19 protein-coding genes are annotated in these 21,607 nt (G+C 69.9%); 3 read left to right on the top strand and 16 right to left on the bottom strand.

Annotated features, from left to right (window positions below; translation table 11 throughout):
* A partial coding sequence (locus FLX07_RS32040) for a non-reducing end alpha-L-arabinofuranosidase family hydrolase (RefSeq protein WP_280116561.1) occupies positions 1–236 on the top strand: 236 nt, incomplete at its 5' end.
* 194 nt (positions 237–430) lie between these two features.
* Here FLX07_RS32040 and FLX07_RS32035 read toward each other — a convergent pair.
* The 5 genes from FLX07_RS32035 to FLX07_RS32015 form a co-directional block, all read right to left on the bottom strand.
* On the bottom strand, positions 431–1,642 hold the full coding sequence (locus FLX07_RS32035; RefSeq protein WP_142575426.1) for a fumarylacetoacetate hydrolase family protein: 1,212 nt from the start codon (positions 1,640–1,642) through the stop codon (positions 431–433).
* On the bottom strand, positions 1,639–2,820 hold the full coding sequence (locus FLX07_RS32030) for a mandelate racemase/muconate lactonizing enzyme family protein (protein ID WP_142575425.1): 1,182 nt from the start codon (positions 2,818–2,820) through the stop codon (positions 1,639–1,641). The genes FLX07_RS32035 and FLX07_RS32030 overlap by 4 nt, the downstream gene beginning before the upstream one ends.
* Positions 2,821–2,828: 8 nt before the next feature.
* Positions 2,829–3,659: a carbohydrate ABC transporter permease gene (locus FLX07_RS32025; protein WP_142575424.1), complete on the bottom strand. Its 831-nt coding sequence runs from the start codon at positions 3,657–3,659 to the stop codon at positions 2,829–2,831.
* Entirely contained in the window at positions 3,659–4,603 is a 945-nt protein-coding gene (locus tag FLX07_RS32020) for a carbohydrate ABC transporter permease (protein WP_142575423.1), read from the bottom strand. The genes FLX07_RS32025 and FLX07_RS32020 overlap by 1 nt, the downstream gene beginning before the upstream one ends.
* 69 nt (positions 4,604–4,672) lie before the next feature.
* Entirely contained in the window at positions 4,673–5,899 is a 1,227-nt protein-coding gene (locus FLX07_RS32015; RefSeq protein WP_167748470.1) for an ABC transporter substrate-binding protein, read from the bottom strand.
* A 179-nt stretch (positions 5,900–6,078) separates the two neighbouring features.
* Here FLX07_RS32015 and FLX07_RS32010 point away from each other — a divergent pair, with 179 nt between their 5' ends.
* A complete protein-coding gene (locus FLX07_RS32010; protein ID WP_142575421.1) occupies positions 6,079–6,846 on the top strand; it encodes an IclR family transcriptional regulator in 768 nt (255 codons plus the stop codon).
* 168 nt (positions 6,847–7,014) lie between these two features.
* On the opposite strand, the gene FLX07_RS32005 is transcribed toward FLX07_RS32010, so the two are convergent.
* Complete coding sequence (locus FLX07_RS32005; protein WP_142575420.1) at positions 7,015–8,397, bottom strand: Ig-like domain repeat protein; 1,383 nt, start codon at positions 8,395–8,397, stop codon at positions 7,015–7,017.
* An 830-nt stretch (positions 8,398–9,227) separates the two neighbouring features.
* Here FLX07_RS32005 and FLX07_RS32000 point away from each other — a divergent pair.
* Positions 9,228–10,151 (top strand): LuxR C-terminal-related transcriptional regulator, encoded by a 924-nt coding sequence (locus FLX07_RS32000; RefSeq protein ID WP_208762490.1) that lies wholly within the window; start codon positions 9,228–9,230, stop codon positions 10,149–10,151.
* On the opposite strand, the gene FLX07_RS31995 is transcribed toward FLX07_RS32000, so the two are convergent.
* The 10 genes from FLX07_RS31995 to FLX07_RS31950 form a co-directional block, all read right to left on the bottom strand.
* Positions 10,081–10,968 (bottom strand): AfsR/SARP family transcriptional regulator, encoded by an 888-nt coding sequence (locus FLX07_RS31995; RefSeq protein WP_208762489.1) that lies wholly within the window; start codon positions 10,966–10,968, stop codon positions 10,081–10,083. The two genes, FLX07_RS32000 and FLX07_RS31995, sit on opposite strands and share 71 nt — an antisense overlap.
* Position 10,969: 1 nt before the next feature.
* Positions 10,970–11,221: a hypothetical protein gene (locus tag FLX07_RS31990; RefSeq protein WP_142575418.1), complete on the bottom strand. Its 252-nt coding sequence runs from the start codon at positions 11,219–11,221 to the stop codon at positions 10,970–10,972.
* Between the two features lie 30 nt (positions 11,222–11,251).
* Positions 11,252–11,437, bottom strand: coding sequence for a hypothetical protein (locus tag FLX07_RS31985; RefSeq protein ID WP_142575417.1), 186 nt, complete (start codon positions 11,435–11,437; stop codon positions 11,252–11,254).
* A gap of 210 nt (positions 11,438–11,647) precedes the next feature.
* Positions 11,648–13,816, bottom strand: a complete 2,169-nt coding sequence (locus FLX07_RS31980) for an MMPL family transporter (RefSeq protein WP_142575416.1) — start codon at positions 13,814–13,816, stop codon at positions 11,648–11,650.
* Positions 13,817–13,904: 88 nt separating this feature from the next.
* Positions 13,905–15,326 carry an acyl-CoA carboxylase subunit beta gene (locus tag FLX07_RS31975; protein ID WP_142575433.1) on the bottom strand — a complete coding sequence of 474 codons (1,422 nt, stop codon included), beginning with the start codon at positions 15,324–15,326 and terminating at the stop codon, positions 13,905–13,907.
* Positions 15,247–16,080 (bottom strand): 4'-phosphopantetheinyl transferase family protein, encoded by an 834-nt coding sequence (locus tag FLX07_RS31970; protein WP_229689769.1) that lies wholly within the window; start codon positions 16,078–16,080, stop codon positions 15,247–15,249. The genes FLX07_RS31975 and FLX07_RS31970 overlap by 80 nt, the downstream gene beginning before the upstream one ends.
* Positions 16,077–18,365, bottom strand: coding sequence for a KR domain-containing protein (locus tag FLX07_RS31965; protein ID WP_142575415.1), 2,289 nt, complete (start codon positions 18,363–18,365; stop codon positions 16,077–16,079). The genes FLX07_RS31970 and FLX07_RS31965 overlap by 4 nt, the downstream gene beginning before the upstream one ends.
* Positions 18,362–19,741 carry a cytochrome P450 gene (locus tag FLX07_RS31960; RefSeq protein ID WP_142575414.1) on the bottom strand — a complete coding sequence of 460 codons (1,380 nt, stop codon included), beginning with the start codon at positions 19,739–19,741 and terminating at the stop codon, positions 18,362–18,364. The genes FLX07_RS31965 and FLX07_RS31960 overlap by 4 nt, the downstream gene beginning before the upstream one ends.
* Before the next feature lie 30 nt (positions 19,742–19,771).
* Positions 19,772–20,794 (bottom strand): hotdog family protein, encoded by a 1,023-nt coding sequence (locus FLX07_RS31955; protein ID WP_142575413.1) that lies wholly within the window; start codon positions 20,792–20,794, stop codon positions 19,772–19,774.
* Positions 20,795–20,836: 42 nt separating this feature from the next.
* A complete protein-coding gene (locus tag FLX07_RS31950; RefSeq protein WP_208762488.1) occupies positions 20,837–21,607 on the bottom strand; it encodes an SDR family NAD(P)-dependent oxidoreductase in 771 nt (256 codons plus the stop codon).

The following is a 21,607-nucleotide window of genomic DNA, read 5'->3' as shown; positions in this document are numbered from 1 at the left end:
GCTCGTGGTCGGCGAACGCCACGAGCGAGAGCAACCCCTTCGCCGGCAAGGCCAACAGCGGCGCCACCTGGACCAACGACATCAGCCACGGTGACCTGGTCCGCAACAACCCCGACCAGACCAAGACCGTCGACCCCTGCAACCTCCAGCTGCTCTACCAGGGCCGCAGCCCCAGCTCCGGCGGCGACTACGGCCTCCTGCCCTACCGCCCCGGCCTGCTGACCCTGCAGCGCTGACGGCATGACACGGGTCCCACCCGCAGGTTCCTGACCATCGCGGCACGGCGCACACCGAACCAGGTGAGCGCCACCACGGACGCGATCAGGACCGGGAGGACCTGAACGGCGGGCTCGGTACCAGACCGAGCCCGCCGTGTCATGTGGAGAGCCGACTGCTCATCCCGCTGCCCGAGCCGAACCGGCGACGATGCTCACAGGAGCCCCCTCTTCACGAGATTCCCCATGAGATCGCGGACTCCGAAGTCCCAGGGTTCGCACTCCTCGGCATGCCGGACGCGGTTGACCAGGGTGCCGAGCGCGGGGGAGCTGATCCTCACGATGTCGCCGACCTTGTGCGTGAACCCCTCGCCGGGGCGGTCGCGGTCCTGGATGGGCGCGAACATGGTGCCGAGCATGAGGACCGCGCCGTCGGGATAGTGATGGTGCGGGCCGATCATCTGCCGCACCAACGCCTCCGGATCGCGCGACATCCGCGCCATCTCCGAGACCGTCTCAAGGCGGAAGCCGTCCACGCCTTCGATTTCCAGGCCCACCACGAGGCCGCGTACCTGTTCCAGGTCGAACCGCTCGTCGAAGAGCCGGATGACGGGCCCCAGCGCGCACGAGGCGTTGTTGTCCTTCGCCCTCGGCAGCAGCAGCGCGGATCGGCCCTCGACGTCCCGGAGGTTCACGTCGTTGCCGAGGGTCGCCCCCACGATCCGGCCGCTCGACTGGACGATGAGCGCCACTTCGGGCTCCGGGTTGTTCCAGGTCGAGGCGGCGAGTACGCCGACGGGGACCGCGGTTCCCATGGCGGACAGGATCTGGCCCTTGGTGAAGATCTCGGCATCCGGTCCGATCCCGACCTCCAGATACTGGCTCCAGATGCCCTCGGCGACGAGGAGGCTCTTCAGCCGCGTCGCCTCCTCCGAGCCCGGTGCCAGGCCGTGCAGGTCGGCGCCGAGGCCGGTGAGAATCCGCTGGCGGATATCCGCCGCGAGCAGCAGGTCGCCGCGGGCCCGTTCCTCGATGATGCGCTCGATCATCGAGACGGCGAAGGTCACCCCGGCGGCCTTGAGCGCCTGGAGGTCGACCGGTGCGAGCAGCCAGGGCCGGGTGCGGTCCCGGTCCGCGGCGCCGGTGTTGGCGAGCACCTCCCGGAAGCCGCCGACCCGCCGGCCGTCGAGCCTCGACACCACGGCGGCGGGCTCCGGCAGCTCGCAGACGTCGCGGATCGTCGGGAAATCGGCGCTGATGTCGAAGACGTCGCCGTCGCGGACGACGACGGGTGACGGCCCTTCGGCGACGGGATCCCAGATCCGGCCGATCAGGACGCTGTCCTCGGCGTCGTCCGGCAGCGCGTCGGCGGCCGTGCCGAACCAGTCGACCTCGGCGGGGTACGCCTCGGGCGATGCCTGGCTCATACGCGGTCTCCCAGGTTGAAGAAGGACCGCTCGTCCGCGGGGCGGATGTCGAAGACGGCGTCCCGGAACATCCGCAGGGGGTGGGGTGTGAAGGGGTGCCGCGCGATCGCCTCGAGATCGAGTTCGATGCCGAGTCCGATCCCTGTCGGGATGATGACGTCGCCCTCCTTCGTGAGCACGAGCCGTTCGTTGGTGATCTCCGGGCGCCACGGCACGTCGGTGGCCATGATCTCCAGGTATCGGAAGTTGGGCAGGGTCGCCCCGAGTTGCAGCGTCGCCGCGGTGCTCAGCGGCCCGCTGGGATTGTGCGGGGCGAAACCGACATAGCTGGTCGCCGCCAGCGTCGAGATGAAGGCCAGCTCGGCGATGCCGCCGGCGTGCGTCACGTCGGGCTGGACGAAGTCGACCGCCTGGCGGGCGATCGCCGGTGCGAAGCCCTGCCGGCCGAACCATCGCTCCCCGGCGGCGATGGGCACCGGGGACGCCCGGCGGATGTCGACAAGAGCGTCGAGGTTGTCCGGGGGGCACGGCTCCTCGAACCACACCGGGTCGAACTGCGCGATCTCCCGCGCGACCTTGATGGCGTGGCGGACGTCGAACCGGCCGTGGCCCTCGATGAACAGCTCGACGTCGCGCCCGACCGCGGAGCGGACGGCGTCGATCTGCGCGAGCACGCGGTCCAGCTGCGGGGTTGTGATCGTCAGGTCGAAGTTCTCGAAGGGATCCCACTTGAGACCGCGGAAGCCGCTGTCGACGGTCCTCCTCGCGGCGGCCGCGTAGTCCTCGGGTGTGACGGCTCCCGAGAACCAGCCGTTGGCATAGGCACGCACCCGGTCCCGGGTGGCGCCGCCGAGAAGCCGGGAGACCGGGACACCGAGCTCCCGTGCCGAGATGTCCCACAGCGCCATTTCGAGCGAGCTCAGCGCGGTCATGATGACCGGGCCGCCGCGCCAGTACCAGTCTCTCGCCAGCTCGTACAGGATGCCGGAGATACGGGTGGGATCGAGCCCCACCACGGCTTCGGCGACTTCGGCGACGGCCCCCTGGACGGCGCGCTCCTTGCCTTCCAGCGTCGCTTCGCCGAGTCCGACGATCCCCTCGTCGGTGGTGACGCGGACGATCACGAGATTGGTGCGGTAGAAGTCGACGACGAGGGTGTCGACTGAGATGATCTTCATGCTCCCGGTTACCCCTTAACGGCGCCGGCGGTCATGCCGGCCACCACATGCCTCTGCGCGAACAGGTAGAAGACGACGGCGGGCAGCGTGAACATGAACGCGACCGCCATCACCGTCTGGATCGGCGTGCCCAGCTCGCCGATGAAGTTCGCGATCCCCACCGAGGCCGGCTGCTTCCCGGGGGTGAAGATGAATGTCACGGCGAACACGTACTCGTTCCAGGCGTGGAAGAACGCGATGACCGCGGTGGCCGCGATGGACGGGGCGATCAGCGGCACGTTGATGCGTGTCAGCACGGTGAGCGGCCGTGCTCCGTCGACACGCGCGGACTCCTCCAGCGCGCGCGGTATGCCGTCGATCGCGCCCTTGAGAATGAGGGCGACGATCGGCAGGACGAAGGCGGAGTTGACCAGAATGAGGCCGCCCAGGGAGTCGAGCAGGCCGAACCGCCGGAAGAGCGAGAACAGCGGCACGACCATGAGCGCCTCGGGAAGCATCTGCGTGAACAGCAGAAGCACGGTCACGATGGCCTTGCCCCAGAACGAGAACCGCGAGAGCGCGTAGCCGAGCGGAATGCCGAGGCCGATCGAGAGGACCGTCGTGCCGACGGCGATCACCAGGCTGTTGCGCAGCCAACCCAGCGCCTTGCCCTCGGCCAGCGCGTCGATGAAGACCCCGAATTGCGAGAAGTCGGGGACGAGCCGGGCCTTCTCGGCGAAGAGATCCGAGTTGCTCGACAGCGCCGTGACGATCATCCAGTACAGGGGGAAGACCGCGACGCCGAGCACGACGAGGACGCCGAGGATGCGCAGGGTCAGACCGATGCGGAGCGGCCTCATCAGCGTGCCTCCCTTTCGGCGGCGCGGGCGACGAACCGGCTGCCGGCGACGACGATGAGCGAGACGACCACCCCGACCATGCCGATCGCCGCCGCGGAACCGAGTTGCTTGGAGTCGAAGGCCTCCGAGTAGAGGTCGATGACGAGCGTCTCGGTCGCGCCGACCGGCCCTCCCTTGGTCATGAGCCAGATGAGCTCGAACCGCCGCAGCGACCAGATGGTCATGAGGATGGCGAGCAGTCCGATGGTGGGCTTGATGACCTGCCAGGTGACGGCGCGGAAGGTCCACCAGCGCCCTGCGCCGTCCACCGTGGCGGCCTCGGTCAGGTCCGGGGGCACGGACTGCAGCGCGGACAGCAGCACCACCGAGGTGAACGGGAACAGCTGCCAGATGGTCGTGGCGAGGATCGCCGGGAGGGCGTACGTCGGGCTGTCGAGGATGGCGCCGCCCGGGACGCCGAGGCCGACCGCGTCCAGGAAGCGGTTCACGATCCCGTAGTCCGGGTTGAGCATCCACGTCGCGATGAGCGCGACCGCGATGCCGGGCGCCGCCCACGGAATGGTCACCAGCGCGCGCGCCCACCCCCGGCCGCGGAACCCTTTGTTGAGGAGCAGGGCGACGGCGAGCCCGGCTCCCACGGCGCCGACGACGCACACGATCACATAGATGAAGGTGGTGAGAAGGGTGCGGCGGAAGTCCTCGTCACCGAAGATGCGGGTGAAGTTGTCCAGCCCCACCCAGGTGCTGCGGGTGGGATTCAGCAGCGACGTCCGCGTGAAGCTCAGGAAGATCTCCTGAATGAGCGGAACGACCTGGAATACGAGGATGAAGACGGCGGCGGGCGCCAGGAAGAGGTAGGGCGTCCACTTGCTTCCCCGCGGGCTGCCTCGACGCCGGGTCTCGGATCGAGACCCTGAGGTCTGCTGTTGTTTCAGCACAGTCATCGAGTTCGGTCCTTGTTCGAGTAGGACGCCGCCGGCGTGAGGGATGCCCACGCCGGCGGTCTCGTCCGATCAACCGACCAGTTGGGTCGCCTGCTCCTGGGCGCGGTCCAGCGCGGTCTTGAGGTCGACCGTGCCCTGGAGCGCCGCGACGACGTTCTGGACGACGATCTTGCGGATGTCCGGCGTCTTCGCCTCGAATCCCAGGACGATCTGCGGCAGGCTCGATTCGGTGAGGTCGTCGAACACCTTGAGGAAGGGCGTCTCCTTGAGCTTCTCGGGGCTGCGCTCGGTGACCGTCGCCACGCTGCTCGCGCCGAGGATCTCCTGCAGCTTCACCTGGTTGGCCGGCTCAAGCGCCCAGCGGATGAAGGTGGCCGCCGCGTCCTTCGCCGGACTCGCCTCGTTGATGACGATGGGCGCGAGGATCGCGCCCTGGGTGCGGACCGGGAACGGGATGGGGGCGACGTTGAAGTTCAGGTCGGGGTTCTGGCCGCGGGTCGCCGTCACGTAGCCGCCGTTGTTGAGCTCCATGCCGACCTTGCCCTCGGCGAACATGCGGCGGAACGTCGCCGCGTCCGCGCCCCGCGGGATCACCTTCGCGTCGTACAGGTCCTTGTACGCCTGCAGGCCCTTGAGGTTCTCGGGCGAGTTGATGGTCAGGTTCTTGCCGTCCGACCACTTGCCGCCGAAACCGTAGACGTAGTTGAAGATGTCCTGCCAGACGCCGGCCTCCTCGGCCTCCGTCTGACGGAACGCCAGGCCGTAGACGTCGCCCTTGGTCAGCGAACTCGCCGTCTTGGCGAACTCCTCGTAGGTCGTCGGCGGCTTCGGAATCAGGTCGGCGTTGTAGAACATCGCGTAGTTCGACGCCTCGAAGATGATCCCGTCCCGCCTGCCGTCGTGGACCATGAACTGGTCCGGCTGCTTGAGCAGGTCATACTTGCTGACGTCGATCAGGTCGTCGAGCGGCGCGATGAGGCCGGCGTCCGAGGCGGACTCGAACTCGGGCATGTCGAAGCGGATCAGGTCGGGCCCTTGCCCGCTGCCCATCTGGGTCAGGACGGTCTGGCCGAAGGTCGGGTACGGCACCGCCGCGGCGGACACCCGGACCGCGCTCTGGCTCTTGTTGAAGTCATCGAGCCACTTCGTGAGCAGCGGCCCGCGGCCGGGGTCGCCGAACGTCGAGGCGGCGAAGGTCAGCGAGGTCACGCCGCCGCCGGATCCGCTTCCGGATTCACTGTCAGAGCCGCAGCCGCTCAGGAAGGCGACGGCCGTACAGATGAGACTGGTCGCCACAGCCATGCTACGGCGAACGCGATGCAGCTCCATGTGTTACTCCCGTAATCAACCGTTCGTTCCCCCGAAACGCCGTTTTCTTGCAACGATCGTAGCAACATGTGCAACACTGTCAAGGAGCGAGCGGTTGCGCGCCATATGCTCTACATTGCGCCTAGTGCAACGCAGGGAGGGCAGGAGTGGCACAATCCATCCAGCGCGCGATCAACCTGATCCGGGTGGCAGCGGAACATCCGCTGACCCTCACCGAGGCCTCGGACGTGCTCGGCGTCCACAAATCCACGGCTTTGCGGATCTTGCAAGCGCTTGAGGCCGCACGGTTCGTGCGCAAGACAGGGGCGGGGACCTACGTGTTCGGGAGCGGGCTCATCGAACTGTCCGAGCTCGCGCTCGGCTCGATGGACCTCCGCCAGTTCGCGTCGGCGCACCTGCGCCGGCTCCAGGGGCAGACGGGTCACACCGTGCACCTGGCACAGCTGACCGGCAACGAGATCATTTACATCGACAAGGTCGACAGCCCCGCGTTCGACGCGGTGAAGCTACCGTCTCGGATCGGCCGGGCCGTCTCGCTGTATGCGAGCGCCGTCGGGAAGGCGATCCTCGCCTACCTCCCCAGGGAGGACCGCGATCGCCTGCTCGCGCACGTCGCCTTCGACCGGCACACCGACACGACGATCACCGATCGCGAGTCCTTCGAAGCCGAACTCGCGCAGGTCCGCGAGCAAGGCTGGTCTGTCGACAACGGCGAGCACGACGCCTACGTCATGTGCGTGGCCGCACCGGTAAGGGACTCACGGGGCAAGGTCGTCGCCGCCGTCTCCATCACCGCGATCGAGGTGATCGAGACCCTGGACCAGTTGAAGGAGAAGCTTCCGCTGCTGCTGGAGACCGCGACGCTGATCTCCCAGGAAGTCGGATACACGCCGGAGCCGCCGCCGGCGAGCTGAGCCGCGACCTGTGGAGCACCTCGAGGTGTCGTCGGCGTCGGCCTGACACGCCGACTCTCCCAGGTTTCCCCAGGTCGCGAGCTCAGATCGTGCGACGGCCTTGCCGTGGCACTCCCCAGGGTGGGAGGCGCCACGGCAAGGCCTGCCGGGTTGGTGGGAAGAACCAGGTCAGTCGACGGTCACCTGCGTGCTCTGTGACGCGTTGAACAGTTTGTCGCCCGGATAGCGGGCGACGACGGGGCTGTCGAGGAGCGCGCCGTCGACGGCCTTGCGGAAGGTGGCCACACCGTTCTTGACCGGTGCGGATCCGAGGTGGGTGTCACCGGCGTAGAACTCGACCTTGCCGGTGGGGGAGGCGACGTTGGCGGTCACGGTGCCCACCGCGGCGGTCGCGGTGAGCCTGACGTTGTGGGAGTTCCCGGCGGGCGTGGCGGCGACGTCCAGGCCCGTCGTGGTGGTGCGGAACGCCACGTTACGCAGATAGAAGTTGAGCATCGGACGCCAGACATGCCAGGTGTGCATGCCGTCGACGTAGTACTCCTTGATCTCGACGCCGGCGGACCGCAGCGCCTCGGCGCGCGTGTGCAGGCTCTGGGCGCTGGTGCCGTCCTGTCGTCCGGTGCCGAAGAGGAGGCCGCCGGGGACCGTCTTCAGGCGGTCGATCTGCGCCTGCGAGGCGGCCGGTCCGCCGATGCTCCAGGCGGCGTCGTAGGCGAACAGGTCGGTGTTGTCGTACATGATGGTGAACGCACGGCTCCCGCCCGCCGAGAACCCGCCGAACGCACGGTCCTCCGGCCGGGTCGAGACGTGGTAGTTCTGCTCCACGAACGGGATGACGTTGTTGCGCAGCTCGTTGGCGTACCCCTGGTTGCCGCCGGGCAGGCCGTTGAAGTCGGTGGACACGACCACCATCGGCTGCACCACGCCGTCCTTGATGGCGTTCTCCACGATGTGGTGGGCCACGCCCTGCATCGTCCAGGCGATCGAGCTGTCCCCGGCGCCGTGGCTCAGATACAGCGTGGGGTAGGGCGTCGCCCGGTTCGGGTCGTAACCGTGCGGCGTGTAGACGACGATGTCATGCACCCCGGCCGGGTTGGTCGACAGCGGCGACGGATACCGCCGCGACTCCAGCTTCCCGGCCTCACCGGCCTTGACCGGCGCCTGATAGTCGTTGTCGTAGGTGGGGAACTTCTCGCTGCTCGGCACGTAAATCGTGCTGCGCACCGCGCCCGGCGCGCTCGGGTACTGGGGCTGCACCTCCCACCGGTTGGCCGGGTCGTCGTGCAGGGCGCAGCCGGTGGCCTCCACGTTTTCGCAGTCGTGGGTGAAGGCGTAGCGGAACGTTCCGGCGGGCAGCGGGACGGTGGTCTCCCAGATCCCGTCGGCCCCGAGCTGCATGGGCAGGATGCGCCAAGGGGTGGCCGCGGTGTCGCCCGGCTGCCACTCCGACGGCGGCCGGTTGTCGCCGACGTTGTCGGGCTGAGCGAAGAACCAATCGCCGTAGATCTGGACGCTGTTGACGCCGGCGGGCGCCTGGTACCGGAACGTCACCGCGTACCCGGTCGGGGGTGCGTCGGACTTGACCAGGGTCGGCCCCAGCGGCTTCGTCGGTGCCGCAGAGGCCGGAGGGGCTGACACCCCTACCGCGGCCACTGCTGCCGCGACCGTCAGGCCGGCCAGAAGCGACCTCAGCCTGCTACCTCGTTGGATCCTCGGCGAACGATGGGGATGGGCGACGGGCACGTTGCGCTCCCTCCGAAGAGTGAAATGTGGTCAGACGTAACGAATCGGGCCTGACCGTTGCCATGATCGTAGGTCGACGCTCAACGATGTCAAGAGCAAATTGCATATTACGTTCTGTGCGTTGCAACATGCGCAATGAAATGAGGGTCGCACCCGGGGCGGTCGCGCGTGGACGTGCCGATGGCGACGTGCTCGACGGCGGCGCCGGCCGGCTCCGGCCTGAGCCGGTAGCGGAGAGTCGACGGCTCATCGGGCCGGGCATGATCTGTTCCCCTGGAAATCGCTCGCGAGGGAGCGAGGTCCCCGGCGGGGGTCGCGGGGAGAACGTGTCGAGAATGTTCCCGGCCGGCCGCGAAAACGCGAGGCGGGCGCATATTCGGTTACCGCCGGATAACCACACCCTCGGTCTCGATGTGAACCGGCACAGTATTGGATGATCACGCCAATAGTGCGTCCTGCGGCCGGGCCTCTGGGCTGCGTGAACGTGAACGCCGGCCGTATCGCTTGACGAAAATCGCGCACTTAGCGAAGATTCGTCGAACATGGGGTGAATAATGTGTCCGCATCGGGATGCCTGGGGGTTGGCATTGCTTGAGGGGTTGGGGCTCGATCCCCTCGCTGAAACCGTTTACCGAACCATGCTCGATAATCCTCGCTGGCGCATAAACGACATTGTCCGGCACCTGAAGTGTTCGGAGGAGGACGTCCTCTCCGCCCTCGACCGGTTGGCCGACCTGGCCCTGTTGCGGCGCTCTCTGGAGGATCCGGGGGACCTGCGGCCGGTGAACCCAGCAGTGGGACTGCAGGCACTTCTGCGCCGGCGGCAGATGGAAGAGGCCGAACGGCAACTGGAGATGGCGCAGAGCAAGGCCGCGGTGGCTCAGATGCTCGCCCAGTACGCCGATCAGGAGAGGTCCGATGGTGACGCGGTGCGATTGGTGGGCATCGACGTCATCATCGGACGGCTGGAGCAGTTGTCGGAGGAGGTGGGGCATGAGGTGCTCACCTTCATGCCCGGTGGCTCCCAGTCCGCGAACGCTCTGGAGACGGCCCGTCAGAACGACGAGCGGGCACTCGGCCGCGGGGTGAAGTTCCGCAACATCTGTCTCGACAGCGTCCGCAACGACTCGGCGACCCTTGCCTACCTGAACTGGCTGGTGGAGGCCGGCGCCCACGTGCGCACCATGCCGGTCCTGCCCCCTCGGATGATCATCTTCGACCGTACCGTGGCCATCGTGCCCATGGATCCTGACAACAGCAGACGCGGCGCGCTCCAGCTGAGCGGCGCGGGCATCATCGCCGCCCTGCTGGCCCTCTTCGAACAGGTGTGGGAGATCGCCGTGCCGTTGGGCAGTCCGGCGCTCGGTCCGCAGGGTTTCACCCGGCAGCAGCACGAGCTGCTGCGCATGCTGGCCGAGGGAATGACCGACGAGGTCGCGGCCAAACGGCTCGGGGTCTCCGAACGGACGGTGCGCCGGATGATGGCCGAGATCATGGAGCGGATCGGCGCCCGTAGTCGCTTCGAGGCCGGGTTGCGAGTCGCGGAGCGCGGCTGGCTCTGACGCATCCTGCGGCGGCCTGGCTCCGGCGGCATTCTCCCGTTCTGCCGTCGGAATCGGTTTCACTCGCGGGAAGCCGGAGGTTGCCCGTGAGTATCGCCTGGTAGGTCGCCGAGAGCACCGGTCCGGGATCGACGCCGTACCCGTCGGCCAGGACGTGGCGCCCCTCCTGGTAGGTGGCGATCGCGTCGGCCTGCCGGTCGCACCGGTAGAGCGCGGTCATGAGCTGTGCCCGCAGCCGCTCCCGCAGCGGCTGCTCCGCGACCAGCCAGGTGAGTTCGGCCACGAGGTCGTGGTGACGGCCGAGCATCAGGTCGGCCGCCACGCGGCCCTCCAGGACGCGCAGCCGCGCCTCCTCCAGCCGGGGCCGCTCGGTGGCGGCCATGTGGTCGGTGACGTCCACCAGCACCGGGCCGCGCCACAGGGCCAGTGCGCGGCTCAGCAGATCCGTGGCCGTCCGCCAGCGCGCCTGCTTCACCGCGTCCAGGCCGGCACTGCTGAGCCTGGAGAACTCCAGGTGGTCGCACCACGCGTCACCGAGCTTCATCGAGTAGCCGTGCGGGTAGCGGGTGATCTGAAGGCTCGGCTCGAAGAGCTTGCGCAGCCGGGAGGCGTAGGTGTAGATCTGCGCGCTCGCGGTCGCGGGCGCCGCCTCGGCCCACAACAGGTCGGTCAGCCGCTCGTCGGACACCACCCGGCCGTGCGCCAGCAGAAACTCCACCAGTACGGTCCGAGGCTTGGCGCCGTTGAGCAGGCGTTGTTCCCCGTCCACCCGCGTTTCGACAGGGCCGAGAATTCTGAATTCCATTCTATGGGTCATGTCAGCCCCGTCTCCTTTCCAGCGCCGCCAGTAGGTTTTCCGCTCTCGAGATAAGCTCCTGGACGATTCCGGGGTCGCCCGAAGCGAATTCGTCCGCCTGGAAGACCACGACTTCGATTCGGTTTCCGGCGTGACGGGAACGGATGTGCTCGATGCCGTCCGCCGGAGTCGCCACCAATGACAGAATGGTCAGGACCACGTCGGCGTCGGCCTGCCGCCAATCGCGCCCGTCGGCGGCGAGCAGTGTCGCCATCTCTATACGCATGGTGAAGTTCGCCGCTGGTCAGTCCCATATGATGCCGTCGGTCGACGCGGGTCCGCCGCTGTTCTGGAAGGGGACGCCCGGCTGGCTCACGGAAATCCCGGCCCCGACCATCGCCACAAATCCGCCGGCGACGACCAGGCCGATGGCGCGCCAGGCGATCGCGGCGAGAATTCCCGTGCCGTGGGTCCTCGAGGTAATCGACATCTTTCTCCCTTTTCCGTTTTCCTTGTTCGGAGCGAACGGCTCCGTTGAAATAAATATGGCCCGCGGAGCACGGTGGGAGAAGGATTCGGGCCTGGACGACAGCGGCCTTGTCCGCTACAGGACAAGGGGGTCCTGCGGCGGACAAGGCCGTGAGGTTGCGATATCGCTGGTCAGGCCCCGGCTCTCGCCGGGAGGAGCACGTCTACCGTCTCACCGCGTGACCAGGGTGCTCTCCGGTACGACGGCTTCGTCGCTCTCCCGTATGCCGTACCTGCCGTAGAGACGGCGCAGCGGGCCGGGGGCCCACCAGTTGGCCCGTCCGGTGAGTTTCATCGTGGCCGGCACCAGCAACGCCCGCACGATCGTGGAGTCCACCAGCACGGCGATGAGCATGCCGATTCCGGTCAGCTTGATGAAGGTGATGCCCGAGGTGGAGAAGGCCGCCACGACGATGATGAACAGCAGCGCCGCACTGGTGATCAGGCCGCCTGTGCGCTGCAGCCCCGCCGCCACCGCCGCGGTGTTGTCGCCGTGCGCGTCGTAGTGTTCCCGCATCCGGGAGAGCAGGAAGACCTCGTAGTCCATGGAGAGGCCGAACACGATCGCCAGCACGAGGATGGGCATCGACGGTTCGAGGAAACCCGTCGGGGTGAAGCCGAGGAGCCCGGACAGATGACCGTCCTGGAAGATCCAGACCAGCGCGCCGAACGTCGCCGACAGCGAGAAGATGTTCATGATCACGGCCTTGATCGGCAGCAGGATCGAGCCGAAGGCCATGAACAGCAGCAGGAAGGTGGTCACCCCGACCAGCAACGCCATCCAGGGCAGCAGGTCGCCGAGGTTGGCGAGCTGGTCGACCAGCGCCGCGGTGGCCCCCCCGACGAGCACGGAGGCTCCGGCCGGGGGCGGGACCGCGCGAACCTTCCGGACCACGTCTCTGGCCTCCGCCGACATCCGGTTGGCGCTGTAGGTGAGCTCGATCCGCGCCGTGCGACCGGCCTCCCCGGTGAGCTGGGCGCCGGTGATCCCGGGCACCGCCTCGACCCGGCCGGTGTACGCGCTCAGAGCCGCCCGCGCGGCCGGGCTGGAGACCGGGTCGGACAGCGTGACGATCGCCCGGAGGGGGTTGGTGAAGTTGGCGGGGAACTCGTCGGTCATCGTCTCCGACACCACCCGGGTCTCGGTGCCCGCCGGCAGCGCGCGGGCGTCGATGCCGCCCCAGCTCACGCGCAGGAACGGCAGGCCGAGAGTGACCAGAATCGCCAGCGTGCCGACGAGGACCACCACGGGGCGCCGCATCACCCCACGCCCCAGCCGTGCCCAGAAGAGCGACTGCCTGCCTTGGCGCCGGGCCAGCCAGCGGGGGGCGAGCGCGTTGACCCGGGGGCCGAGCACGGCCAGCAGGGCGGGCATGATGGTGAGCGCGGCGACCATGTCCACCAGCACTGTCGCCAGCCCGCCCATGCCCATGGACCGCAGGAACGACTGCGGGAAGATCAGCAGGCTGGCCAGCGAAGCGGCGACCGTGACGCCGGAGACGGCGACCGTCCGGCCGGCCGTGGCCATGGTGCGGACCACCGCCTCCTCGCCGGTGCGGCCGCGGTTCAGCTCCTCTCGGAACCGCACGACCATGAACAGCCCATAGTCGATGGCCAGGCCAACGCCGAGCAGGGTGGTGATGTTGACGGCGTAGGTGGACACGTTGGTGAACAGGCCGAACAGGTGCAGCGCGGAGAACGAGCCGAACACCGCCACCACGCCGATCAGCAACGGCAGGCCGGCCGCCACCACGCTGCCGAAAATGAAGATCATGAGGAGCAGGAGCAGCGGGGTGGCGATGCCCTCCGCCAGCACGATGTCCTTCTTGACACCGTCGGAGATCATTTTCTGGGTGGCCGTGGAACCGCCGACGAGCGACTCGAGCCCCGGCACGGCGACGGCGGTGCGGATGGCCGCCAGGTGGTCACGCCGCGCGTGCTCGTCCTCACCGCGTAGCCTCAGCACCGCGAAGGTGCTCTTGCGGTCGGCGCTGACGAACTGCGGCGACTTGGTGGACCAGTAGGTGGCGAACGAGTCAACGTGACCGGCGGGAAGCGCCTGCAGAGCCCGGGTGACGTCGGCGCCGTAGGCGGGATCGTCCACAGTGCTCGTCCGGCTGCGGTAGAGCACCACGACGTCGGCCTCGTCCCGGCCCAGCGCCGCGGTCTCCAACTGGGCGGCACGCTGGCTCTCGCTTCCGGCCACATCGAATTCTCCGGAGGAGGTGAGTGTGCCGAAGACGCCCAACCCCCATACCGCAGCGGCGACCACCACGATCGCGGACAGCACCAGAACCAGCCGACGTCGCCGATAGACGGTGCGGCCCCATCTCTCGAACATCAAATCCTCCGAATCAGTGGACGCGCCTGCCGTCTCATCACAGCAGCGCCGTCTATACGCGGCCTCTACTCGCTGTCTGATCTCTTTGTTAGAGGGGAATGTTGCCGTGCCGCCCCCGGCGCCCCGGGTCGGCGGCGAGCGCCTCCGACAGCTCCAGAGCCAGGCGGAACCGGGTGCCCGCGGGCTCGACGACCTCGTCCACCGCGCCCAGGGCCAGCGCCCTGCCGAGTCCTCCCGCGGCGCGCTCGTGCTCGGCGACGAGCCTCGCCTTGAGCTCCGCGCGCTCCTCCTCCGGAGCGGCGGCCAGCACCTTGCGGGACAGGACGTCCACCGCGGCCTCGGCGCCCATCACGGCCACCTCGGCGTCCGGCCAGGCGAACACGGCGGTGGCGCCGAGCGAACGGGAGTTCATCGCGATGTACGCCCCGCCGTACGCCTTGCGGACGACGAGCGTGATCCTGGGCACGGTGGCTTCGGCGAAGGCGTGCAGCAGCTTGGCGCCGCGGCGCACGACCCCGCCGTGCTCCTGACTCGTGCCCGGCAGATAGCCGGGCACGTCCACCAGCACGATCAGCGGAACGCCCAGGGAATCGCACATCCGCACGAAACGGGCCGCCTTCTCCGCGGAGGTCGCGTCGAGGCAGCCGCCCGTGTACAGCGGGTTGTTGGCCAGCACTCCCACCGTGCGGCCGGCCAGCCGCCCGACGGCGGTGACCACGTTGCGTGCCCACTTCGCCTGGAGGTGCACCGGCGGGCCGTCGAGCAGTTCGGTCACCAGCGGGCGGATGTCGTAGGCGCGCCGACGGTTGCCGGGCAGGAGCCGGCTGAGATCGCGGTCGTCGGCCGCGGACATGGCGTCGAGCGAGCCCTGGTCGCCCAGCAGGTTCAGCAGGCGGCGGGCCTGGGCCAGCGCGTCGTCGTCGTCGGCCGCGACCAGATGGGTGACCCCGCTGCGCGTGCCGTGGACGCCGGGCCCGCCCAGCGTCTCCATGTCGACGTCCTCGCCGGTGACCGAGCGTACGACGTCGGGGCCGGTGACGAACACGCGGGCGGCGGGAGCCATGATGACCAGGTCGGTCAGGGCCGGGCCGTACGCGGCTCCGCCGGCGGCGGGCCCGAGGACCACGGAGATCTGCGGCACCTTTCCCGAGGCCCGCACCATGGCGGCGAACACCCGCCCGACGGCGTCGAGCGCCTCCACGCCTTCGCCCAGCCGGGCCCCACCGGAGTGCCAGAGCCCGGCGACCGGGACGCCTTCGGCCACGGCCAGGTCGATCGCCTGGACGATGGCGCGGCAACCGGCGGTGCCCAGCGCCCCGCCCATCCGGGTGGCGTCGGTGGCGAAGGCGATCACCGCGGTGCCCTGGGCCGTTCCCCTGGCCGAGACCACTCCGCCGTCGCCGTCGTGGATCGGGGACAGGCTGCCGGGATCAAGCAGCGCGGCCAGCCGCGCGCGGGGGTCGCGCCGATCCACCGCCAGGTCGCTCACCAGCCCGGCCGGTACGGTCATCGTCATGATCGAACTCCCTCTCGGTTGATGTGCCGGGCTCTGTGGCGAGCACGGGGCCGGCGTCGCGTTCCCAGACGGTGATCGGGCCGCGTGCCGTGGTCGCGACCGCCAGGGAGGCCAGGTAACCGGCGGCGGGGTGCAGGTCGCGCAGTGTCATGCGGGAGCACAGTTCGGGGCGGGTCCGCCAGCCGAGCAGCCGGGCGGGCGTTCCGGGCGCGGAGACCGCCAGGTCGGCGAGCGGGACCTTCAGGCCGTCGCCCGTGGCCTTGACCACGGCCTCCTTGCGCACCCAGCGGCGGAGCAGGGCGGTCTCCGTGAGGGGCCCGCCGCGTTCGTCCGGCGACAGCAGCGCCTGTCCGAGCGCCCTCAGGTCGCGGACCCGGCCCAGTCGCTCCACGTCCACCCCGACCATGGAGTCCCCGGCGAGCGCCAGCACCACCACCTCGTCGGTGTGCGACACGGAAAAGCCGATTTCGTACGGGCCGGACAGGCGAGGCTTTCCGTGCGCACCGCCGCAGCCGGCGCACCGGCGCTCCAGCCGCAGCGCGCGTGGATCCACGCCGAGCCTGCCGGCCAGCACGAGCCTGGTCAGCGCGACCCCCACCGTGAAGCGGTCCCGGTCGGCCGTGTGCCGCAGTCGCCCGCGGCGCTCGCGTTCCGCGTGAGACAGGAGGCCGGGATGCCACCACCGGGCCATCGCGGTCGTGGCCCACCAGATCTGGCAGTTCACCATGCCCGAGGTCGAGGTCCTCACGGCTGGTCGTCCCACCGGCAGCGGCCGATCGAGACGAGGGGCCGCCTCTCGGCGTCGACGACCTGCCCGGCGCCGTCCGCGCCGAGCAGCAGGCGGGCGGGTGTTCCCCGCGGCTCGTGCAGGTCGAGCGAGGCCAGCCGCCATACCTCCGAGCGGCCGGAGGCCGTGGCGATGGCCGCCTCCAGATGGGCGATCGGCAGGGTGATCCGGGGCGGGCTGGTCATGGTGAACAGGTCGGAGGCCCGGGTGCGCGTCACCTCGGCCGACCAGCATCCCGCCTGGTCGTCAAGGGTCCAGGAGTCCACGTCGGTCAGGAAGGGCCGCCAGAGGTAGTCCCTGGCGCGCCGTTCGGGTGGCCCGCCCCGTCCGATGACGGACGGCGGGGGCTCCGGCTGGAACACCGCGGTGCCGCGCGCGAACGGCCGGCCGTCGCGCGACAGCTCCACGCGCACCTGCCAGTCCGGCGAGTGCGGGTCGGGCCGGACCAGCCGGTGGAACACGGCCGAACCGCCGCCGGCCGCCAGCGCACCGGCGTCGACCCACACGTCCCGCATCCCCGCGACCGGCAGCAGCGGGCCGAGCGGCGGCGCCAGCCAGGAGGCGCCGGCGAGCATGTACTCCAGCAGCAGCGAGATGGGCACGCCCCGCACGCCTGCCACGCGTACGTCGTCCAGGAAGGCGGCCCACTCCCCGTCGATCCTGTGCTCGGTCTCCAGCAGCGTCCCCGGCCCGTACCGTACGACCTGGCCGAGCAGGAATCTGCGGGTGAGCAACTCGGTGCGGCCCTCCCAGTCGGACGGCAGCGTGATGCCGCACAGCTGCCGCGGGGTGATCTCCCCGATGTCGGCCACGAAGCCGATCTCGCCGGATCCTGCGTGGGCCAGCTCGGCCCGCCAGGCCGCCACGCCGGTGGGGACGGAGATCGGCGTCATGTACCGGCTCGCCGCGCCCAGGTTGGTGATCAGCCCCAGGTCGTGCCAGGTCGGCCAGGACAGCGACTTCACCGGATGGTCGGCGGAGTGCCCGGTCCACATGGCCAGCCGCGCGAGCCCCTCGTTGGCCGCCGCGTAGTCGATCTGGCCGATCATGCCGCCGTATCGCCCGGTCAAGGAGCCCACCGCGCACAGCATCCTCAGGGGGCGTCCTTCCAGCGCCTCGGTGAGCCGCAGAAAGCCGTCCACCTTGACCTCGATGACCCGCAGGAACTCCTCGGCGGTCTTGCGCGGCAGCCGGGTGGGCGCGTCGACGCCCGCGTTGTGCACGACCATCGACAGCCCCGGCCCGGCCGCGGCGAGGAGCCCGGCCAGGTCCTCGGCCCGGGTGACGTCGGCGGCGTGATAGTCGATCCGCAGGCCGGCCTCCCTCGCCCGCCGGAGGTTCCCGTAGATCTCGCGGACCTGGCGCATCCCCTCGATCCGGCGGCGCACGACCGGCAGCGGCTCGCCGGGCTCGCGCTCACGGTAGGCACGCAGGGCCAGTTCGGCGAACTCGTCCTCGCCGGCCGTCAGCCACGGCGTGTCCTCGCCGGGCAGCCTCGTCCGTCCGCTCACGATCACCCGGCAGCCGGTGCCGCGGGCCATCTCCGCGGCGATCTCGAATCCGATGCCCCGGCCGCCGCCGGTCAGCAGCAGCACGTCGGCCGGCGTCATCTCGATCGGCGCGCCGTCCACCGCCGACTGCCTGGGCAGGATGGTGAGCCGCTCCTCGTAGCGCAGTCCCACCTCCAGCAGGTCGCCTGCGAACATCTCCCGCACGATCGCCTCGCCCGGGTCCGCCACCGGGCCGAGGTCGATCACGCGGGACTGGCAGGCGGCCAGCTCCCTGGGCAGGGTCTTGGCGATCCCGGCCCATATCCCGCTGAGCGGCCGGGAGTCCTGCTCCGGCCTCAGGCCCATGGGGCCGCCCATCGCGGTGACCGCCACGTAGTGCAGCCTGCGGGCGTCGGTCTCGGTGACCCAGTCCGGGTAGACGTGCTGGAGAGCGGCCACGGTCCGTCGCATCGGCTCCCGCCACGCCCCGGGACGGGTCTCCTCGGGGTCGCCGTGCAGGGTCAGGTCGATGATCGCGTCGATCCGGGTGGCGTCCGGATCGGTGACCGGATCGGTGACCGGGGTCCCGCCGTACCGGCAGACGGCGCGGCACACCGAGCGCCGCACCGGGTCGGAACCGTTGATCACCAGGACTCTGCGGCCGTCCAGCACGTCCTCGGGCGGCGCCGGCGCCGGGGGGAGCGGGCAGAGGGTCAGCGTCTGACGCAGGATCTCGCCGGGGGCGGCGGCGCTCATGACCGGCCTCCCGCCGCGGCCAGCTCCCGGGTGCGGGGACGCAGGCGGACCCGCAGCTCGCCCTCCGGGCGCAGCGAGATGATCGAGTGCCCGTACGGCACCTGGGCGCCGGACACGGGCTCCAGCCGGAACCGCTGGGTGATCATCGAGATGACGAGCTTCAGTTCGAGCAGCGCCATGAGGTTGCCCACGCACATCCGGGGACCGCCGCCGAACGGGTAGTACGACAGCCGGGGCAGCCGCTTGACCGCGTCTCCGGCGAAGCGGTGCGGGTCGAACACGTGCGGGTTGGGGAACAGCTCGGGGTTGCGCTGGGAGACCAGCGGCGAGAGCACCACCGATGACCCGGCCGGGATGTGGTAGCCGTTCAGCTCGTCGTCATCGACGGCGTCCCTCGGATAGATCCAGATCGGCGGGTACATCCGCAGCGCCTCCTGGACGACCATCCCGGCGAAGGTCAGCTGATCGGCGTCGGCGTGCACCGGGTCCCGCCCGGCCAGCACCCGCTGCGCCTCGCCGGTCAGCTCCTCGTCGATCCACGAGTGGGTGGCGATGGCGTGCAGGGTCCACGCGGCGGCGGTGGCGGTGGTCTCGTGCCCGGCCATGTAGACGGTGATCAGCTCGTCGCGGATCTCCTGGTCCGTCCAGCGCCGCCCGGTCTCCGGATCGACCGCGGCCTCCATCAGCTCGACGAGCGGGCCCTGCCCGGTCCTGCTGTGGTTGTCGCGGATGGTGGCGACGAACTCGGTCAGGAAGCCCTGGATGTCGCGAATCTGCCGGTTGCGGGCGTTGGGCACCCAGCGCGGCAGCTTCTCGGAGATCATGCCGTGCATGAACATCAGCTCCAGGCCGGCGTCCACGACCTGCTTGACCGCGGGCACGGTGTCGTCCACGTCGTATCCGAACAGCGAGCGGCTGAGCGTCACCATGGTCAGCCTGAGCATCTCGGCGACCAGATCGACCGGCTCGCCGTCCGCGGCGCTGCGCTCCCAGCGGTCCAGCATCTCGTTGGTGGCCTCGACCACGTTGGGCACGATCGCGCCGATCGCCTTGCTGAGGAACAGCGGCTGGACGCCGCGCCGGTGCCCGCGCCAGTACGCGCCGTCCGAGGTCAGCAGACCGCGTCCCATGACCAGCTTGAACTGCTCGTAAAGCCTGCCGCGCGTGTAGTTCCTGTGGTTCTCGACCACCACCCGGTAGACGGCGGCCGGGTCGGTGACCAGGTGCGTGAGGTACGGCCCCAGCTGCAGCCGGGCGACCCCCCCGTGGTCCTGGGCGGCGGCCAGCAGGAAACCCGCGGGATCCTTGCGCCAGCTCACGACGTTGCGCACCAGCGATCGCCCCCCGCGGGGCCCTGGCGCCTTGATCCTCGTCATGGAATCTTCCTCCTCGGCGTGGAACGTGGCCTAGATCGGGACTGCGCCCACCCGGGCGGGGGGCGTCAGCGGGCGGCCGTCCTCGACCACGGACCGGTCGACGTGCTCGCCGGTGAACGTGTCGAAGTAGCCGGTGGGGAAACCGGTCACGTCCTTGATCTGCAGCAGCACCCGGCCGTCGGGCAGCATGGCCACGCCCCGGGTGACCGGCTCGGCGCCGGTGAACGGCCCGCGCGGCGTGCTGATGAGCTCGACGGGGACGTGCAGCGCCGACAGTTCGGCGTCGTTGGCCGGGCCGTACAGGTCGATCCTGCGGATCGCGGTCGGGGCGGCGACCGGGATGTACCTGTCCCGCACCAGGTCCATGGCGGCCAGGCGGAGCAGGCCGTCCAGCAGCAACCCGGGGGTCAGGAACCGGTCGAACACCGAGCCGGGCGTGGTGTCCGGCGGGACCGGCTTGGAGTACCAGGCGCGGACGCCGAGCGGATGCAGCCGGATGCCGGTGGTCGACACGAAAGGCCCGCTGAGCCGTACCGCACCGCCGGCCACGTGGTACGGATCGACGACCGGGACCGCCTCGGCGGCGGGCCACGGCGCCCAGCGCGGGGCCCTGGGGTGTTCGGCGGCGAGCACGACCGTTGCCGCGAAGTGGCGGCGATCCCTGACCAGCACGGTTCCCGAGGGGGAGACCACGTCGCCGAGCACCTGGACGTCGACGACGGCGCTCTCGGCGTCGTCGTCCCTGCCGCGCAGCCGCGCCACCAGCCGCAGGGGGCTGAGCCCGGTGCCGCCGCCCAGCTTGAGGAAGCTCTCGAAGGAAAGGTCGCGAAGGCCGGTCACCACCAGGTCGGGCACCAGCTCCTGGGCGGCCTCCGCGGCGAGTTCGGCCGCGAAGCAGCCGGGCATGGTCGGCACACCGCGGACCAGATGGTGGCGCAGGTAGTCCTCACGGGCGTCGAGCATGCGCTCCGCGATGAGCGTGCGCGTGTCCGGCCTGGTCACCCGGTCCAGGTAGAACCGCCCCAAGGGCAGGGCCGGTCTCAGGATGGTCATGTGTCAAGTCCTCTCGTCCACGTGCGGCGCCGAGTCCCGGAGTCAGGCCCGGATGGTGGGGGCGGCCTTCCGGTACAGCCCCGGCACCAGGCGGCGACCGGCGGCCAGCAGCCACCACGGCCAGGGCGTGTACCGTTCGCCGGTCCGGCCGGTGGCCGCCGCGACGATGGCGCGGGCGGTCACCTCGGGGGTGGAGAGCATCCACCGGGTGCGCCGGCTCGCCCGGTCGGCGCGGTACCGGAAGCCCTCGGTGGTCACGAATCCCGGCAGCACCAGGGCGACGTGGACCCCGTGGCCGCGCTCCTCGGCGTGCAGCGCCTCCGTCCAGCCGCTCAGGGCGAACTTGGCCGCCGAGTACGCGCCCGAGTGCGCGAGGCCGATACGGCCGGCCACGCTGGCGATGTTGACGACGGCGCTCGGCGCCGACCGCCGGAGCAGCGGAAGCAGGGCGCCGGTCATCCGCACGTGCGCGGCGAAGTTGATCTCCATGGACCGGTGGACGTGCTCCCACCCCGTGTCGGCGAAGGCGCCGCCGAAGTGCGCTCCGGCGTTGTTGACCAGGAGGTCCAGCCGGCCGTGTTCGGCGCCGACCCGTTCGGCGATCCGTCCGGCCGCCTCCGGGTCGGTGAGGTCCTCGGCGATGACGAGAGCGCTGTCCATGCCCGCGGCCAGCTCCTTCAGCCGGTCGGCACGCCTGGCCACCAGGATGAGGTGGTGAGAGGGGGCCAGCCGGTGGGCGGTGGCCGCGCCGATGCCGCTGGAGGCCCCGGTGACCAGGGCCACCTTCCTGACCGCCACCTTCCTGACCGACAC

The organism is Microbispora bryophytorum (assembly GCF_006874465.1).
GTDB lineage: Bacteria > Actinomycetota > Actinomycetes > Streptosporangiales > Streptosporangiaceae > Microbispora > Microbispora bryophytorum.
The sequence above is the reverse complement of the archived record's forward strand: the minus strand, read 5'-3'. Positions and strand labels throughout refer to the sequence as shown.

Coding starts and splice junctions, on each gene's coding strand:
- FLX07_RS32035 (WP_142575426.1), bottom strand. CDS start 1,642: ATGAGCCAGGCATCGCCCGAGGCGTACCCCGCCGAGGTCGACTGGTTC.
- FLX07_RS32030 (WP_142575425.1), bottom strand. CDS start 2,820: ATGAAGATCATCTCAGTCGACACCCTCGTCGTCGACTTCTACCGCACC.
- FLX07_RS32025 (WP_142575424.1), bottom strand. CDS start 3,659: ATGAGGCCGCTCCGCATCGGTCTGACCCTGCGCATCCTCGGCGTCCTC.
- FLX07_RS32020 (WP_142575423.1), bottom strand. CDS start 4,603: ATGACTGTGCTGAAACAACAGCAGACCTCAGGGTCTCGATCCGAGACC.
- FLX07_RS32000 (WP_208762490.1), top strand. CDS start 9,228: ATGCTCGATAATCCTCGCTGGCGCATAAACGACATTGTCCGGCACCTG.
- FLX07_RS31995 (WP_208762489.1), bottom strand. CDS start 10,968: ATGACCCATAGAATGGAATTCAGAATTCTCGGCCCTGTCGAAACGCGG.
- FLX07_RS31990 (WP_142575418.1), bottom strand. CDS start 11,221: ATGGCGACACTGCTCGCCGCCGACGGGCGCGATTGGCGGCAGGCCGAC.
- FLX07_RS31985 (WP_142575417.1), bottom strand. CDS start 11,437: ATGTCGATTACCTCGAGGACCCACGGCACGGGAATTCTCGCCGCGATC.
- FLX07_RS31980 (WP_142575416.1), bottom strand. CDS start 13,816: ATGTTCGAGAGATGGGGCCGCACCGTCTATCGGCGACGTCGGCTGGTT.
- FLX07_RS31975 (WP_142575433.1), bottom strand. CDS start 15,326: ATGACCGTACCGGCCGGGCTGGTGAGCGACCTGGCGGTGGATCGGCGC.
- FLX07_RS31965 (WP_142575415.1), bottom strand. CDS start 18,365: ATGAGCGCCGCCGCCCCCGGCGAGATCCTGCGTCAGACGCTGACCCTC.
- FLX07_RS31960 (WP_142575414.1), bottom strand. CDS start 19,741: ATGACGAGGATCAAGGCGCCAGGGCCCCGCGGGGGGCGATCGCTGGTG.
- FLX07_RS31955 (WP_142575413.1), bottom strand. CDS start 20,794: ATGACCATCCTGAGACCGGCCCTGCCCTTGGGGCGGTTCTACCTGGAC.